This is a genomic window from Micromonospora sp. KC606 (assembly GCF_004348675.1).
Classification (GTDB): Bacteria; Actinomycetota; Actinomycetes; order Mycobacteriales; family Micromonosporaceae; genus Micromonospora.
In genome coordinates this window covers 1-15,903 of the sequence record NZ_SMKN01000008.1, presented here as the reverse complement: position 1 = coordinate 15,903, position 15,903 = coordinate 1, and the positions used below count along the sequence as shown (strand labels likewise).

General features: G+C 74.4%; 15 protein-coding genes. 10 read left to right on the top strand and 5 right to left on the bottom strand.

Annotation, left to right across the window (positions count from 1 at the left end):
- Position 1: 1 nt before the first annotated feature.
- The gene (locus tag E1193_RS03455; protein WP_243707258.1) at positions 2–1,255 is read left to right on the top strand and encodes a glycosyltransferase; all 1,254 of its coding nucleotides are present in this window, start codon (positions 2–4) and stop codon (positions 1,253–1,255) included.
- Between the two features lie 148 nt (positions 1,256–1,403).
- Positions 1,404–2,456 (top strand): pseudaminic acid synthase, encoded by a 1,053-nt coding sequence (gene pseI, locus E1193_RS03450; RefSeq protein ID WP_132180155.1) that lies wholly within the window; start codon positions 1,404–1,406, stop codon positions 2,454–2,456.
- Positions 2,457–2,620: 164 nt separating this feature from the next.
- Here pseI and E1193_RS03445 read toward each other — a convergent pair whose 3' ends face one another.
- From E1193_RS03445 to E1193_RS03430, 4 genes are read right to left on the bottom strand one after another with little or no spacing between them, the layout of a single operon-like run.
- On the bottom strand, positions 2,621–3,118 hold the full coding sequence (locus tag E1193_RS03445) for a hypothetical protein (protein WP_207922537.1): 498 nt from the start codon (positions 3,116–3,118) through the stop codon (positions 2,621–2,623).
- On the bottom strand, positions 3,102–3,848 hold the full coding sequence (locus E1193_RS03440; protein WP_132180153.1) for an SDR family NAD(P)-dependent oxidoreductase: 747 nt from the start codon (positions 3,846–3,848) through the stop codon (positions 3,102–3,104). The genes E1193_RS03445 and E1193_RS03440 overlap by 17 nt, the downstream gene beginning before the upstream one ends.
- Positions 3,841–5,073: an AMP-binding protein gene (locus tag E1193_RS03435; protein WP_132180151.1), complete on the bottom strand. Its 1,233-nt coding sequence runs from the start codon at positions 5,071–5,073 to the stop codon at positions 3,841–3,843. The genes E1193_RS03440 and E1193_RS03435 overlap by 8 nt, the downstream gene beginning before the upstream one ends.
- On the bottom strand, positions 5,070–5,321 hold the full coding sequence (locus E1193_RS03430; RefSeq protein WP_165945619.1) for an acyl carrier protein: 252 nt from the start codon (positions 5,319–5,321) through the stop codon (positions 5,070–5,072). The genes E1193_RS03435 and E1193_RS03430 overlap by 4 nt, the downstream gene beginning before the upstream one ends.
- Before the next feature lie 90 nt (positions 5,322–5,411).
- Between E1193_RS03430 and E1193_RS03425 the strand changes: the two genes are divergently transcribed.
- Positions 5,412–5,921: a GNAT family N-acetyltransferase gene (locus E1193_RS03425; protein WP_132180149.1), complete on the top strand. Its 510-nt coding sequence runs from the start codon at positions 5,412–5,414 to the stop codon at positions 5,919–5,921.
- 70 nt (positions 5,922–5,991) lie between these two features.
- Here the strand turns inward: E1193_RS03425 and E1193_RS03420 are convergent, their stop codons facing one another.
- Positions 5,992–7,722, bottom strand: coding sequence for a glycosyltransferase family 39 protein (locus E1193_RS03420; RefSeq protein ID WP_132180147.1), 1,731 nt, complete (start codon positions 7,720–7,722; stop codon positions 5,992–5,994).
- Positions 7,723–8,269: 547 nt separating this feature from the next.
- Between E1193_RS03420 and pseB the strand changes: the two genes are divergently transcribed.
- The 7 genes from pseB to E1193_RS03385 all read left to right on the top strand — a co-directional run bounded on the left by pseB (position 8,270) and on the right by E1193_RS03385 (position 15,723).
- The gene (gene pseB, locus E1193_RS03415) at positions 8,270–9,253 is read left to right on the top strand and encodes a UDP-N-acetylglucosamine 4,6-dehydratase (inverting) (protein ID WP_132180145.1); all 984 of its coding nucleotides are present in this window, start codon (positions 8,270–8,272) and stop codon (positions 9,251–9,253) included.
- Complete coding sequence (locus E1193_RS03410) at positions 9,250–10,407, top strand: DegT/DnrJ/EryC1/StrS family aminotransferase (RefSeq protein WP_132180143.1); 1,158 nt, start codon at positions 9,250–9,252, stop codon at positions 10,405–10,407. The genes pseB and E1193_RS03410 overlap by 4 nt, the downstream gene beginning before the upstream one ends.
- 10 nt (positions 10,408–10,417) lie before the next feature.
- Positions 10,418–11,260: a hypothetical protein gene (locus tag E1193_RS03405; RefSeq protein WP_132180141.1), complete on the top strand. Its 843-nt coding sequence runs from the start codon at positions 10,418–10,420 to the stop codon at positions 11,258–11,260.
- A 34-nt stretch (positions 11,261–11,294) separates the two neighbouring features.
- The gene (locus E1193_RS03400) at positions 11,295–13,166 is read left to right on the top strand and encodes a class I SAM-dependent methyltransferase (RefSeq protein WP_132180247.1); all 1,872 of its coding nucleotides are present in this window, start codon (positions 11,295–11,297) and stop codon (positions 13,164–13,166) included.
- Positions 13,167–13,285: 119 nt separating this feature from the next.
- Entirely contained in the window at positions 13,286–14,008 is a 723-nt protein-coding gene (locus E1193_RS03395; RefSeq protein ID WP_279433289.1) for a glycosyltransferase family protein, read from the top strand.
- Complete coding sequence (locus E1193_RS03390; RefSeq protein WP_132180139.1) at positions 14,005–15,081, top strand: glycosyltransferase; 1,077 nt, start codon at positions 14,005–14,007, stop codon at positions 15,079–15,081. The genes E1193_RS03395 and E1193_RS03390 overlap by 4 nt, the downstream gene beginning before the upstream one ends.
- A gap of 12 nt (positions 15,082–15,093) precedes the next feature.
- Positions 15,094–15,723 carry an alpha-ketoglutarate-dependent dioxygenase AlkB gene (locus tag E1193_RS03385; RefSeq protein ID WP_132180137.1) on the top strand — a complete coding sequence of 210 codons (630 nt, stop codon included), beginning with the start codon at positions 15,094–15,096 and terminating at the stop codon, positions 15,721–15,723.
- Positions 15,724–15,903: the final 180 nt, after the last annotated feature.

Genomic DNA, 15,903 nt, shown 5'->3' with positions numbered 1-15,903 from the left:
GGTGGTCAATCAGCCCGCGCGCACCCCGCTGCTGAGCGTCGTCGTCCCCGTCCACGGGGTGGAGGCGTACCTGCACCAGTGCCTCGATTCGATCCGCGAGGACATCCCCGCCGACGACGCGGGCGCGGTGGAGATCGTCGCCGTCGACGACGCCTCGCCGGACCGGTGCGGTGAGCTGCTGCGGGAGTACGCGGCGGCCCACCCGGGCACCCGCACCGTTCACCTGGACGTCAACGTCGGTCTGGGTCCGGCCCGCAACGCCGGGCTGGAGGTCGCCGCGGGCGACTATGTCTGGTTCGTCGACAGCGACGACTGGCTGCCGCCGGGCACGATCCCGGCGGTGCTGGCACGTCTGCGGGCGCACCGCCCGGACGTGATGGTCGTCGACCATCTGCGGGTGCACGAGGACGGCCGGCACGAGACCGACGCCAGCAGTCCGCTGCTGCGCGGGGTGCCGGACGTGGTGCGGCTGGCCGACCGGCCGCAGTTGCTACGGGTGCAGCACACCGCCTGGAACAAGGTGGTCCGCCGAACCTTCCTGGACGAGTTGGAGCTGCGCTTCCACCCCGGCTGGTACGAGGACATCCCGTTCAGCCACCCACTACTGATCGGCGCGGAGCGGATCTGCGTACTGGAGCGGGTCTGCTACCACTACCGCCAGGGCCGACAGGGCGCGATCACCTCCACCCGCAGCGGCCGGCACTTCGACGCCTTCGACCAGTACGACCGGCTGTTGGACTGGGTACGGCGGCGCTACCCGGACGACCGGCTGCACGCCGAGTTGTTCGGGCTGATGGTGAACCACATGCTCGTGGTGGTCGGCAACGACGACCGGCTGCACCCGCACCTGCGACGCGCCTTCTTCCGTCGAGTGGCCGAGCAGTACCGTCGCCACCTGCCGGCGAGCGGCTACCCCCAGCCGGGCGGCGTGGCCGGGCTCAAGCACCGGCTGGTCGGCCGGGACAGCTACCTCGCGTACGCTGCGCTGCGGCGCGCCCACCGGCTCGCCGGCCGGGTGCGACAGCCGGCAGCCCCGCCCACCACCGCCACGCCGGTGGGGCTCTCGACCGCGACGGCCGACACCCCGCCCGCCCCACCGGCCGACCCGGTCCGTGCCGGCGCGGCGGACGACCCGGCGCAGACCGGACCGGCGCGGGCGGACGACCCGACGCAGACCGACCCGACGCAGACCGGACCGGCGCGGGCGGACGGGCCGGCGCAGCCGGACGTGCTGTTGGGGCACGGCACTCCGTGAGTGTCCCGGGCAGTGGTTCCGCTGGCCAGAGCCGAGCCGGCCGGACGGTACGCGCGGCGACGTCGGCGCGCGAGGTGTTCCGGTCGTTCACGGACGACGAGGCAAGGACCGCGCATCGGCGCGGACGCACAGTGAACAGGGGTCGGGCATGACGGCGACAGTGAAGATCGGACCGCACGTGGTGGGGGCCGGGGAACGACCGTTCGTGGTCGCCGAGATGTCCGGCAACCACAACGGAGACCTGGACCGGGCCCTGGCCATCGTGGACGCCGTAGCGGCCAGCGGCGCGCACGCGCTGAAGCTGCAGACGTACCGGCCGGACACGATCACCATCGACGTCGACTCCCCCGCCTTCCGAATCTCGGGCGGGCACGAGCTGTGGGGCGGCGAGAACCTGTACCGGCTCTACGAGAAGGCCCACACACCGTACGAGTGGCACGCGCCGATCTTCGCCCGGGCCCGAGAGCGCGGGTTGACCGTCTTCTCCTCGCCGTTCGACCCGACCGCGGTGGAGCTGCTGGAGGAACTGGACGCGCCGGCGTACAAGATCGCTTCGTCCGAGCTGGTCGACCTGCCGCTGATCCGGCTGGTGGCCGGCACCGGCAAGCCGCTGGTGATCTCCACCGGGATGGCGACGGTCGCCGAGATCGACGCCGCGGTGCGCACCGCGCGGGAGGCGGGCGCGGGCGGCATCGTCCTGCTGGCCTGCACCGCCTCCTACCCGGCGCCGCCGGGCGACAGCAACCTGCGTCGCATCCCGGTGCTCGCCGATCTGTTCGGGGTGCCGGTGGGCCTGTCCGACCACACCCCCGGCATCGGAGTGCCGGTCGCCTCGGTGGCGCTGGGCGCCTGCTTCATCGAGAAGCACGTGACGCTGGACCGGTCCGACGGCGGGGTGGACTCGGACTTCTCGCTGAACCCGGCCGAGCTGGCCGCCCTGGTCGTCGAGTCGGCGCGGGCGTACGCGGCGCTCGGCGGGACGCTGGTCGGCCCGACCCCGGCCGAGCAGGAGGGGCTGCGCTTCCGCCGGTCCCTCTGGGTCGTCGAGGACGTCCGCGCCGGCGACCCGGTGACCGCGCGGAACGTCCGCTCGATCCGCCCGGCCGGCGGGCTGCCCCCGGCAGCGATCGACGCCGTGCTCGGCCGTGCCTTCGCCGTCGACGTTCCCCGGGGCACCCCGCTGAGCTGGGACCTGATCTGACGCTCGCGCCGCCGGTCCGCGACACCGCGTCGCCGGCGGCCCGCCGTCGCCATCGCGGCAGGTTGGGGTGTCGGGCGCGCTGGGGCTGCCACGGTTTGCCGCAACCCGCCCACGGCGGCCGTCGTTAGACGCGGGCCGATGCGCCGGACCGGCGGGAGGGCCGGTCAGGGCGCGAAGGCCACCGTGACGATCAGGTCTCGCGCGCCGACATCGCCGCGCACGCCGGGCTGATCGGCCACGCGCAGGGTCCGCCACACCGCCGGCGTCTGCGGAGGTACCACCAGCCCGTGCCGCCGCCACCAGGCGGCCACCGGCACCTCCGCCAGCTTGCACAGGCTCTCCGCCCGGGTCCAGCGAGCCCAGAAGTCGATCTGCCCGAACCGTCGGGCCAACGCGGGCGGCACCTCGGCATCGGCCCGTTCGGCGTCGATCGCCACCCGCCAACCCGGTGCCGGTGGGCCGTACCAGCCGACGCAGCGTCCGTCGTCGAGGTGGCTGCGGGTCACCGCGTACGCCAACTCGGCCGGCGTGCCGACCCGCAGGTGCCGTTCGGCGGCGGCCAGCAGGGCCGGCACCGGACGCGTGCCGGCCCTGCCCACGGTGAGCGGCCGGCCGCTCTCCCGCCCGGCCGGTCCCACGCCCAGCTCAGACGGAGGCCGCACCGTCCACCACGAGCACCTGGCCGTTGATGTTGGTGTGCTCGCGCAGCAACATCCGCACCACCGGCACGACCTCGTCCGGCTCGGTGAGGTGCCCCGTCGGGGTACGGCGGACGATCTGGTCGAGCTGGGTGCTGCCCAGCACGGCGGACATCTCCGAGGCGAAGAACCCCGGCGCGACCGCGTTGACCAGCATCCGGCCGCCCAGCTCCCGAGCCAGCGAGCGGGTCGCGGCGTCCATGCCGCCCTTGGTGGCCGAGTACGCCACCAGGCCCGGGAAGCCGCGCTGCGCGCAGATCGAGGTGATGTTGACGATCCGCCCGCGCCGGCCGCCACCGAGCATCCGGCGGACGACCAGGCGGGTGAGTTGCAGCGGGGCGGTCAGGTTCGTCTCGACGATCCGGGCGATGTCGGCGTTGGAGGTGTGCGTGTGCATCGAGTCCTGGCCGACCGCGGCGTTGTTGACCAGCCCGTCCACGGGGCCGAGCCGCTCCTCCGCCGCCCGAAGGAAAGCCTGCACGGCGGGCGGGTCGGTGACGTCGACCGCGCCGACGTGCGCCCGGTCCGGGTACGCGTCGGCCAGCTTCGCCAGCTCGGGAGTGACGGTACGGGCGAACGCGGCCACCTTCATCCCGGCATCGAGCAGGTCGGTGACGATGGCCAGCCCCAGCCCGCGGGAACCGCCGGAAACCAGGACCACGGAACTGGGTGGGACGAGCGGGGTGTCAGACATCGCTCTTCAACGTCTCCTTGACGGGGATCTCGGGCAGCAGGCGGATACGGCGGGGCACCGCGTGGTCGGGGAGCCGGCCGGCGCACCAGCGGACCAGCTCGGCCTCGTCCGGTGGGTCGTCCGGCGCGGTCGGGACCACCTCGGCGACAACCATCCGACCGAGCAGCGGCGCACGGCGGCCGGTGACCCGCGCCCAGGCGACCCGCGGGTGTGCGGCGAGCACGCCCCGGACCAGTCCGGCGGAGACCTTGCTCCCGCCCACGTTGATCTCGTCGGAGTCCAGCCGGCCGGTGATCAGCACCCGGCCGTCGACGACCTGCACCCGATCGCCGGTGCGCACCGGGCCGTCGAGCCCGGCGCCGTGGTGCGGGGAGGTGATCACCAGCTCCTCGCCGTCGACCGAGAGGGTCGGCCGACCGGGCAGCCGGCGGTCCAGCCACTCGACCGGGAAGCCGGCGCGGCCGTCGTGGACCACGATCGACGCCCCGACCTCGGAGGAGGCGTAGATCCATGAGATGCGGGCGGCCGGGAAGACCTCCCGAAGCTGGTCCAGCACGGCCTGGTCGACCGGTTCGCCGCCGAGGGTGAGCTGGCGCAGCGGCACCCGGGCCAACGCCGCTCCGTCACGGTGCAGGGTGCGCCGCCAGAACGTCGGGGTGCCGGAGGCCGCGTCCACCCCGTGCGCGGCGGCGAGCGCCGGCCACTCGTCCAGCTCGTCGCCGTCCACCACCACCAGGTGCTGCCCCGGCTGGGTCAGCGACAGGGTCACCACCTGCCACCAGGCGTACGTGCCAGGAGCGTACGGGCAGAGCCAGGTGCGTGCCGGCTGGACGCCGCGGACGGTGGTCAACGAGTCCAGGGTGTGCCCGACCCGCTTGGGTCGCCCGGTCGAGCCGGAGGTGAGCAGCCAGAGCCTGCCCGGTTCGGCGGGACGCGGCCGGACCGGCGGCTCGGTGTGCCCGCCGCCGGACCCCGGCCCGGTCACGGTGAAGCCGGCCTCCCGAAGCTCGTCGCGCATCGCCTGGTCCACCCGGGCGGCGGAGGTGAGCAGCAGCTCGGTGCCGTACGCCGCGTGGTGCCGGGCGGCGGCCAGCGCGTCGGCCGGGCGGGCGGTGAGCACGGCGGCCGGTGACGGCAGCGCCGGCTCGGGCAGCTCGCGCCAGGTCGACACGCTGCCACCGACGACGATCCGGTTGTCCAGGCCGGCGCGGGTGCCGACGATCACTGGCGTTGGAGGGTCTCGAGGAAGTCGAGGACGTCCCCGACCGTGGCGATGCGGCGCAGTCCGGGGGCGTCGAAGTTGAGCTCCTCCCCCGTGGCGTCCTCGACCCGCAGGGCCAGCTCGGAGAAGTCCAGCGACCGGAAGCCGATTTCCCGCAGGTCGGCGGCGTCGTCGTCCGGCAACACCCGGCCCTGGTTCGCCAGCACCTGCGACATGAGGTCGCGGATGTGTGCGCGGCTCAGTTCGTTCATGCGGCGGAGTGTAGCGCCCGGAAAATGTCGGCGACATTTCCCGGGTAGGGTTTCCGGACCTGACACGGAATCGAACGGAAAGAGGTCACAGTGCTGCGCGACGCGACCGGGGACGACGTTCACCTGATGTTGTCCTGGCGTAATCAGGACGCCAACCGGCAGGTCAGCAAGACCAGCCATGTGATCTCCGCCGTGGAGCACGCGGCGTGGTGGTCCCGGGTATGCGGCGACCCCAGCAGGCGGGTGCTGGTGTACGAGCGCGACGGCCTGCCCTGCGGCGTGGTGACCTTCTTCGACCTGCGCCTGGACGGCCCGCGTACCGGGGCTTGGGGCTTCTACCTGGACGCCGACGGGCTGGCCGACCGGGGGGAGACGCTGCCTGCCTGGCTGGAGGTGATGCGCGAGGCGGTGGACCACGCGTTCGACGCGTTGGCGCTGGATCGGCTCGACGGGGAGGTGCTGGCGCACAACACCGTCGTACGCCAGATGAACCGCCGGTTCCGGTTCGTCGAGGGAAGCCCGGTACGGCAGATGCACGACGGGCGGGAAATCGAGGTGATCCCGATTTCCCTGACCCGGGAAAATCGCCGCCGCCGCTGATTTCGGTAATTGTCCGCCCGACATTCACTCAGGCGACATCGAGCGTTCACTACGGTGTCGACACGTCGGCTCAGCCGCGCCGCCAGGCGGCCCAGTGCTGCCGCGGGTTGCCGCCGAGCCTGACGAAGCCGTATCGGGCCCCGTCCCAGTCGTCCGCTGCGCCGGGTGCCCAGCGGGTGAGGACCACGTCGGCGGCGGCCGGCGGCCGGTCCCGGAACCACCGCACGTCCGTCCAGGTCACCTGGTGACTGAGGTTGAACCGCAGGATGTAGTGCACGCCGACGGAGGCGTACACCCGGTCGCCGGGACGCAACCCCAGCTCGACCAAACGCGGGGTGGGGGCGGAGGCGGCCACCATCGGCCGCACCAGCCGGTCGGTGATCACCGCCATGGTGCCGACGTTCACCACCACCACCGCGGCGAGCACGGCGGAACGCAGCCGGGGCCGACGGAGCGCGACGACCAGCAGCAGGCAGCCGGCGACGCCCACCGCCGCGCCGGTGAACGGGCGGAACTCCCGCCAGCCGCCGGTCAGCGCCATCAGGTCGGGCGCGCCGAAACCGCCGTAGCGCAGCTCGTGGCCCCGGCTGGCCACGTACGCGAGCCGGGCCGCGATCAGCGCCGCGCCGCCGAGCAGCAACGCCACCGCGACGGCGGCGTGGCGCAGCACCACCCGCCCGGCCACGGTGAGCAGCACCCCCACTCCGACCAGCAGCCAGAACGGGGCGAGCATCTGCACGTACCGGCCGTAGATGGCGTCCAGCGGCTTCGACGTGATACCGGCGAGGATCACCGACGCCCCGCCGGCCACGCCGACGCTGGTCACCAGGGCGACGCCGAGCGTCCAGCGGACGGCGGCGCCCCACGTCGGCCGGAACAGCTCCCGCACGGCGGCGGCCCAGGCGATCCCGGCCAGCCCGAAGGTGATCACCACCAGGTACCAGAGCTGGGTGGCGACGGCCGCCCCGAGCCGGAGCAACCCCGGCCCGGAGGCCACGGCCCGGAGGGTGCCGCCGCCGGGCGGGTTCCCGAGCAGGTACACCTTGTCCCCGAGCAGTCGGATGCCGGCCTCGTTGACCAGGGCCAGGGCCAGCACCGGCAACACCGCGGCGAGGACCTGGGCGGGTGTCGCCCGGCGGCGGGCGAACAGCAGCAGGACCAGCCCGGCGTGCACCGCGACGATCACCAGACCCCGGGAGTGCAGCAGGTGGAACGCGCCGACCAGCGTCCCGACGGTCGCGGCGGCCACCGGCGCGGGCCGGGACACCCAGCGGTGCACGGCGAGCAGCCAGGCCAGCACCAGCGGCGCAAGCACCGCGTCGATCATCGCCACCTGGGCGTAGAAGGCCGTCGCCGGCAGGGTCGCCGCGACGGCGGCGGCGGCCAGCGCGGACGACCGGCGCAGCGCGAACAGCCGGCGACCGAGCAGGTACGCCAGCGGCAGAGCGAGGCTGTTCACCATCGCGTTGATCAGGTGGACCAGGCGGTAGCTGTCGGTGAACTCCCGGTCGCCGAGGAACGCCGGGGAGATCAGCATGGGGTAGCCGACGCGGCGCAGCGGACCGTTCTCGCTGCTGAACCCGCCCGGTCCGCCGGCGAGCGCCCGCGCGGTGTTGAGGTAGCTGTCCTCGTCGGTGTGCGCGATCGGCAGCGGCACGTGCCGGGCCAGCCACATCCGCCAGCCGACCCCGGCCAGCCAGCCCGCGACCAGCAGCGCCGGCACCAGCCAGCGCCGCCCCGGAGTGGCTGGCGTCCGCGCCGGATCGACGATCCGTGCTCTCACGTCGGTGCCGGACGCCATCGTCGCCTCCTGCTCGGTCGGTGCCCCGACGACCGGCGGTCGGCAGGGACGGAATGTGCTGCCCTCACCCCGCCCCTCACTGATTCCTGGACACCTACCGTCCCGTCCGAACGGGAACTGTCCAAGATCTTCAGCTCACGCCGCGAGGGTGGCGGCGTGGACGTGCCGGAGGGTGGGCCAGCCGGGCGCACCGGGTGGACGGGCCGTCGAGCGACAGGTGTCCGTCGCCCGGTCGCACGCGGAACCCGGCCACCTACCCGTCGCCGGGCAACCGGGGGCGCCGGACGGACACGCGCCGCGCGGCGTACGGCCGGACGGACGCGCCAGGCGCCACGCGGGGGCCACTGTAGTCGGACGCGCCCCAGCCGGTTGACCGCGACGCACAAACGGTGGAAGTGTTCGCCTGCCCGGTGCCCGGCATTCACGGGAGCAGCGCGGGCGGTTCACCGGAGCGCGTCGATGTGTTAACCCACCGGGGCTAGCGTCCGTCCGGTCGCGTGGCCCCCGGCCGCCCGGCAGGCGAACCTGCGATCATGGGAGCACCACATTGAGTGAGCTGACGGGATCCTCCATCCTGGTCACCGGCGGCACCGGTTCCTTCGGGAAGACCTTCCTCCGGCATCTCCTCGCCGAGGCCGACCCGGCCCGGGTGGTGGTGTTCTCCCGCGACGAACTGAAGCAGTACGAACTGCGCCAGCAGTTGGGCGACGACCCGCGGTTGCGCTGGTTCATCGGCGACATCCGCGACCGGCACCGGCTGACGCGCGCCATGCACGGCGTGGACCACGTGGTGCACGCCGCCGCGCTGAAGCAGGTCGACACGGCCGAGTACAACCCGTCGGAGTTCATCGCCACCAACATCGCCGGCTCCCAGCACGTGGTGGACGCGGCGATCGAGGCCGGGGTGAAGAAGGTCATCGCCCTCTCCACCGACAAGGCGTCCAGCCCGATCAACCTGTACGGCGCCACCAAGCTGGTCGGCGACAAGCTGTTCGTCTCCGCCAACCACTACGCCGCACAGCACCCCACCCGCTTCGCCGTGGTGCGCTACGGCAACGTGGTGGGCAGCCGCGGCTCCGTGGTCCCGCTGTTCCGCCGGCTCGCCGCCGAGGGCAAAAGCCTGCCTATCACCGACAAGCGGATGACCCGGTTCTGGATCACCCTGGACCAGGCCGTCCAGTTCGTCATCGACTCCTTCGACCAGATGCAGGGCGGCGAGCTTTTCGTGCCGCGCATCCCCAGCATGCGGATCCTCGATCTGGTCGAGGCGGTGGCCCCGGACGCGACCACCCACGAGATCGGCATCCGCCCCGGCGAGAAGCTGCACGAGGAAATGATCGCCCCGGACGACAGCCGCCGGACGCTGCGGGCGGCAGACCGGTTCATCGTCCAGCCCACCATCGCCACCTGGGGCTACCAGCCGCCGGTGGGTTGCGAGCCGGTGCCGGACGGGTTCGCGTACCAGTCGGACACCAACGACGAGTGGCTGAGCGTGGAGCAGCTGCGCGACATGCTCGGCATCACCGCGTGATGGCGATGCTCCCGTACGGCCGGCAGTCGGTCACCGACGACGACGTCGCCGCCGTGGTCGCCGTGCTGCGCAGCGACTGGCTCACCACCGGCCCGCAGGTCGCGGCGTTCGAGACCGACCTGGCCCGGTGGACGGGCGGGACCGGCTGCGCGGCGGTGTCCAACGGCACCGCCGCGCTGCACGTCGCGTACGCGGCGGCCGGCGTCGGCCCCGGCGACGAGGTGGTCGTCCCCCCGATGACGTTCGTGGCGACCGCGAGCAGCGCGGTCGCCCTCGGCGCGACGGTGGTCTTCGCCGACGTGGAGGAGGAGACCTTCACCCTCGACCCGGCGGCGGCCGCGGCGGCCACCACCTCCCGCACGAAGGTGGTGTCCGCGGTCGACTACGCCGGCCACCCGGCCGACTACGACGCCCTGCGCGCCGCGCTGGCCGGCAGCGGCGCGCTGCTGCTCGCCGACGCCGCGCACTCCATCGGCGGCGCCTACCGGGGCCGGCCGGTCGGCTCGCTGGCCGACCTCACCACCTTCTCGTTCTTCCCCACCAAGAACCTCACCACCGCCGAGGGCGGCGCGGTCGCCGCGGGCGACCCGGAGTTGCTGAAGCGGGCCCGCCGGTTCCGCAACATCGGGCTGGTCCGGGACCGCGACGAGCTGCGCTGGCCGGACGAGGGCGGCTGGCACCAGGAGGTACACGCCTTCGGGTTGAACTACCGGCTGCCCGACGTGCTGTGCGCGCTGGGCCGCAGCCAGCTCCGCCGGCTCGGCGACTTCCTCGCCGCCCGGGCCCGGCTGGTCGCCCGGTACGACGAGGCCCTCGCGGACCTCGACAGCGTGCGGATCCCCGGCCGGCGCTCCTGGGCAGCCCCGGCCTGGCACCTCTACCCTGTCCGAGTGCTCGACGGCCGCCGCCGCGAGGTGTACGACCGGATGCGCGCCGCCGGCATCGGGGTGCAGGTGAACTACGTTCCGGCGCACTGGCACCCGGCCTTCGCCGATCTGGGCTACCGGCGCGGATCCTGCCCGGTGGCCGAGTCGTTCTACCAACAGCAGCTGTCCCTGCCGCTCTTCCCGACCCTCACCGACGCCGACCAGGACCGCGTGATCGACGCGTTCCGCGCCGCCCTGCGCGGCGTACCCGTGCGTCCCGCCGCCTGACGGGGTACCGATGCACCACGCGAACCACTTCTACGGGCACGCCCATGTGCTGGCGCGCTACTGCGGGCTGGGCGACGGGCACCCACCCCGGATCAACGGGTACGTCCAGCACGGCTGGAACATCGGCGACGGGCTCGCCCCCGGCCACCCGTACGCCGAACGCACCCCGAGCCTGCTCTGGTCCGACCAGACCCGCCGGCGGGCCTGGTCGGTGGGGCGACGCAACGTCGTCACCATCGGCGCGCCCTTCGCGTACCTGCTGGACCTGCGCCGCGACGACCCCCCGGAGCCGCACCGGGAGGGCACCATCTGGTACCCGTTCCACGGCTGGGAGGGCCAGCACGTCAAGGGCGACCACAAGGAGTTGATCGCCCGGATCCAGGCCACCGAGCCGGGGCCGGTGACAATCTGCCTCTACTGGCACGAGTACGGCATGCGCCGGGTGCGCCGGCTCTACGAGAACGCCGGCTTCCGGGTGATCTGCCACGGCTACCGGGGTCACTGGTGGAAGGACACCGACCCGTTCTTCCTCGACAAGCAGCTCTCCGAGCTGCGCCGGCACCGGCGGGTCGCCTCCAACCGGCTCACCAGCGCGATCTTCTACGGCATCGCCGCCGGCTGCGAGCCCGCCGTCTACGGCGACCCGATGATCCTGTCCGACGAGGACCCCACCTTCGGCGGCACCGCACGCATCCGCCGCCAGTGGCCGGAGCTGCACGGCGAGTCGGTCGACCAGACCACCGCCGTGGAGATCGCCCGCGCCGAACTGGGCACCGACCACCGCTGTACGCCGGCCGAGCTGCGCGAGCTGCTCGGGTGGGCGAACCTCCAGGAGGACGACGTTGACGACTGAGACCGCGCCCCGGGTCGCCCTGCCGGGCGGGGAGATGCTGGCCTGGTCGGACCTGCCGGAACGCCGGCTGGCCGAGGGCGGCCCGTTGGCGGCGCTGCTGGCCCGGCTCGTGCCCGCCGGCGCCCGGGTGCTGCTCGCCGGGCCGCACGACCCCGCCCTGTTGGCCCGGCTGGCCCACGCGGCGGTGACCTGCCTGCTGCGGAGCCACCCCGACGGGGTGGTGCTGGCCGACCGGGGCGCCCGGGTGGTGGTCGGCGGACCGGCCGGCCTGCCCGACGACGAACAGTGGGACGTGGTGGTCGCCGCCGCCGGACTGGACGCCGTGGAGTCGGTGGAGGGTCACCGGCTGGGCTGGGACGGCGTGCTGGCCCGGCTGGTCACGGCGGTGGCCCCCGGCGGGACGCTGCTGCTGCGGGTGGACAACCCGCTCGGCGTGCACCGACTGGTCGCCGTCTCCCCCTGGTACGTCGACCGCTCCGACCGGGCCTGGTCCGTCGGCGGGGTGCTGGACGCCGGCCGGCCCGCCAACCCGGCACAGGCCCGGGCCCGGCTGGCGAGCGCCGGACTGCGACCGGAGGCCGGCTTCGCCGCGTACCCCGACCCGGACGCCCCGACGGTGCTGGTCGCCGCCGACGAGCTGGACCGGCGGGCCACCTCCGGACTGTTCGACGCGATGCTGCACGGGGCCTGCGCGGGCGACCCGGGAGCGACGGTGCTCCAGGACCCGGCCCGGTTGGCCGTGGACGCGCTGCACGCCGGGCTCGGCTCGGCGCTCGCCCCGGGCTGGCTGCTGCTCGCCCATCGCCCCGCCGGCGTGGCCACGGACGACCGGGCGCCGGCCCAGCCGGGCGCGGTCACCGCCGACGCCGGCCCCGACAGCGCGGCAGTGTCCGGCGCGGTCGCCGGCGGACCGGTGGATTCGGGCACGGTCGCCGGCGGGCGGGCCGACCTGCCGGTGGCGCTGGTGCAGACCGGGCCGCCGGGCGTCGGGGTGGTCGAGGTGCACGCCGGGGCGGACGGCTGGCGGTGGTGGGCCGGCGGTGCGACGCCCCGGTCCGAAGCCGCACCCTTCGCCTCCCGGGAGGTGGCCCACCGGGACGTGGCCGCCCTGCACGGGCCGGTGCCCGAGGGACGGCTGCTGCGTACCCTGCTGCTCGACGCCTGCCTGCGCCGCGACCTGCACACCCTGCGCCACCTGCTGCGCGGGTACGCCACCTGGCTCGCCGCGCAGGCCGACGCCGACGGCCGGCTGGCCGGCGCCACCGCCCTCGCCGGGACGGACAACGTGGTGGTGGTCGGCGACGAGTTCGCCGTCCTCGACCCGAGCTGGCAGGCCACCGCGCCGCTGGAGCTGGACGTGGCGCTGGCCCGCTCTCTGTGGCGCTTCGCCGCCGCGCTGCTGACCGGCGGGTACGCCCACCCGTGGGCGTCCACCCTGGACGTTGCCGGGCTGACCGTGGTGCTCGGTGGCGTCGCCGGGCGTGACCTGTCCCGGGCGACCGTGGCCGCCGCCGTCGAGGCGGAGGCCGCGATAACCGCCGCGCTGCGGGGTCTCGACGCCGAGGGGCGGGTACGCCTCGCCGACGAGCTGCGCGCGGTCTCCCCGACCGACCCGCCGGCCGGGCCGCGCAGCTACCAGCAGCTACGGGAGGCGTGGCTGCGCCAGCGCGAGGAGATGACCCGACTCTCGGCGCTGCTGAAGTGGACCGAGGAGCTGCTGACCTCCCGGGAACGGGCGCTGCGCCGCGCCGACGCGACCATCAACCTGCTCAGCGGTTCGCTGAGCTACCGGGTGGGCCGGTTGGCGATCACTCCCGCCCGGCTGGCCAAGCGGGGCGCGCGGGCTGCCAAGCGCCGGGCCACCGCCGCGCTCAACCAGCGCCGGCCGGATCAGGAGCAGCAGTGAACGAGTTCGTCCCGAACGTCGCCGCCGGACCGGCGGGCACGGCCCCGGGGACCGTCGGCCCGGCGGGTGACAGGGGACCGGTCGACCGGGACACCCGCGGCCCGGGGAACACCACCCGGATCGTGGGGATCGTGCAGGCCAGGATGGGCTCGTCCCGGCTGCCCGGCAAGGTGCTGCGTCCGTTGGCCGGGCGCAGCGTCCTCGGCCGGGTGGTGCGGGCCGCCCGGGACAGCGGCGTGTTGACCGACCTGGTCGTGGCGACCAGCACCGACCCGGTCGACGACGCGGTGGTGGCTGAGTGCCGCCGACTGGACGTGCCCTGGCACCGGGGGCCGGTCGACGACGTGCTGGCCCGGTTCGTCGGGGCCCTGGCCGCCCACCCCGGTGACGCCGTCATGCGGTTCACCGCGGACTGCCCGCTGCTCGACCCGGAGATCGTGGCGCTGGTCGCGTCGGTCTACCGGGCGGTGCCCGGGTTGGACTACGCCAGCACGTCGATCGCCCGTACGCTCCCCCGCGGGCTGGACGTGGAGATCATCCGGGCGGACGCGCTGCGTACCCTGGACCGGCTCGCCACCGATCACCACCGGGTGCACGTGACCTCGTACGCCTACACCCATCCGGAGCTGTTCCGGGTGCTCGGGGTGACCCTCGCGCCGGACCGCTCGGACCTGCGGCTGACCCTGGACACCGAACGGGACTGGGCGCTGGTGCGTGCGGTGACCGACCACTTCGGCGACGTCAGTGTCCCGTTGGCCAAGCTCGCCGACTGGCTGCACGGGCAGCCCGCCCTGCGCGCCCTCAACGCCGACGTGCGGCAGAAACGGCTGGAGGAGTCCTGAGCCTGCCCCGGATCGGACTACGCTGCGACGCCGGGCCGCGACGCGGCGTCGGGCACCTGGTGCGCTGCCTGGCCCTCGGTGAGGAGTTCCTGGCCCGGGGCGCCGCCGTCTCGCTGTTCGGCACGGTCGAGGGGGTCGGCTGGGCGGCGGACCAGCTCACCGCACGGCGCATCCCCCTGCACCCCGGCCCGGACACCCCGGCGGGACTGGTCGCGGCGGCCCGGGAGCACCGGCTCGACGCGATGGTGCTCGACTCGTACGAACTGGACCCGGCCGGCGCGGGAGCGTTGCGGGCGGCCGGCGTGGTGACCCTGGCGATCGTCGACGGGGACACCCGAGGTCAGGACGCCGACCTCTACCTGGACCAGAACTTCGGCGCGGACGCGCCGGGCGGCGGGGGTGGGGGTGCGGTCAGCGGCGAGGGCCGGCTGCTGGCCGGCACCCGGTACGCGCTGCTGCGCGACTCCGTGATCGCCGCCCGGCCGGCGGCGCCCCGCCCGGCCACCCCGGTGGGACGGCCCCGGGTGCTGGCCTTCTTCGGCGGCACCGACGCGGTGGGCGCGGCCCCGGTGCTGACCCGGGTGCTGCTCGACACCGGGCACCCGGTGGAGCTGACCGTGGTGGCGGCCCGGCCGACGATCGAGGCCGAGCTGGCCGAACTCACTCCCGGCCGAGGGCAGACCCTCCGGCTCGTCCCGCCGACCGACAAGCTGCCCGCGCTGATCCGGGCAGCCGACCTGGTGGTCAGCGCCGCCGGCACCTCGACCTGGGAGCTGTGCTGCCTCGGGGCGCCGTCCGCGCTGGTGTGCGTGGTGGACAACCAGCGCGAGTCGTACCGTCGGGTGGTGGCGCACGGGCTCGCCGCCGGGCTTGGCGAGTTGCCGGAGCTGACCGCGCCGGGGATGGCCGGGCGGTCGGCCCGGGCGCTGGCCGCCCGGGTCCTGCGCGGCCTGCTCGCCTCGCCCCGGCGGCGGGCCGCGCTCTCCGCGCAGGGCTGGTCCGCTGTCGACGGGCGGGGCCGGGCCCGGGTCACCGACGCCCTACTCTCTCGTACGTCTGTGCTAAACCGCTGATAGAGTGGCGGCGTGGCCGCCTTCCAGCCGTCGATACTCGACCTCAGCGACGCCGGGCCGACCCTCGGCCCGTTGCGGGGGGCGGTGCGCCGGCACACCCTCATCCGGGGCGCCTGGGTGGACCACCTCCCCGGCTGGGTGCGCGGCTCCGACGCGGTGCTCGACACGCTGCTGGCGAAGATCCCCTGGCGGGCCGAGCGCCGCACCATGTACGACAGCCAGGTCGACGTCCCCCGCCTGCTCTGCTGGTATGGGCCGGGCCGCCCGCTGCCGCACCCGATGCTGACCGAGGCACGGGCGGCGCTGACCGCCCACTACGCACCCGAGCTGGGCGAGCCGTTCGTGACCGCCGGCATGTGCCTCTACCGCGACGGGCGGGACAGCGTCGCCTGGCACGGCGACACGCTGGGCCGGGGCGCGTACAACGACACGATGGTCGCCATCGTGTCGTTCGGCTCGCCCCGCCCGCTGCTGCTGCGCCCGCGCGACGGCGGCGACACCCTGCGGTTCCCGCTCGGCCACGGCGACCTTGTGGTGATGGGCGGCTCCTGCCAACGCACCTGGGAGCACGCCGTCCCCAAGACCACCCGCCCGGTCGGTCCCCGCGTCAGCGTCCAGTTCCGCCCCACCGGCGTGGCCTGACTCCAGTCCCGCCGCCCGACCGCCTCACCACCTCGGCGAACGTGCGTCGGCAGTCCGGCCCGTGAGGGCATGGCTTCCTTGCTCACGGTGCGTGGCGGCGAAACGCTCGCGGAGTGAACAGCCACCGGCTCCTCCCGGTCGGTGCGAGGGCGGGGTGGGCCCGCGAGACGGAGGGTGACC

Coding starts and splice junctions, on each gene's coding strand:
- pseI (WP_132180155.1), top strand. CDS start 1,404: ATGACGGCGACAGTGAAGATCGGACCGCACGTGGTGGGGGCCGGGGAA.
- E1193_RS03440 (WP_132180153.1), bottom strand. CDS start 3,848: ATGTCTGACACCCCGCTCGTCCCACCCAGTTCCGTGGTCCTGGTTTCC.
- E1193_RS03430 (WP_165945619.1), bottom strand. CDS start 5,321: ATGAACGAACTGAGCCGCGCACACATCCGCGACCTCATGTCGCAGGTG.
- E1193_RS03420 (WP_132180147.1), bottom strand. CDS start 7,722: ATGGCGTCCGGCACCGACGTGAGAGCACGGATCGTCGATCCGGCGCGG.
- E1193_RS03405 (WP_132180141.1), top strand. CDS start 10,418: ATGCACCACGCGAACCACTTCTACGGGCACGCCCATGTGCTGGCGCGC.
- E1193_RS03400 (WP_132180247.1), top strand. CDS start 11,295: ATGCTGGCCTGGTCGGACCTGCCGGAACGCCGGCTGGCCGAGGGCGGC.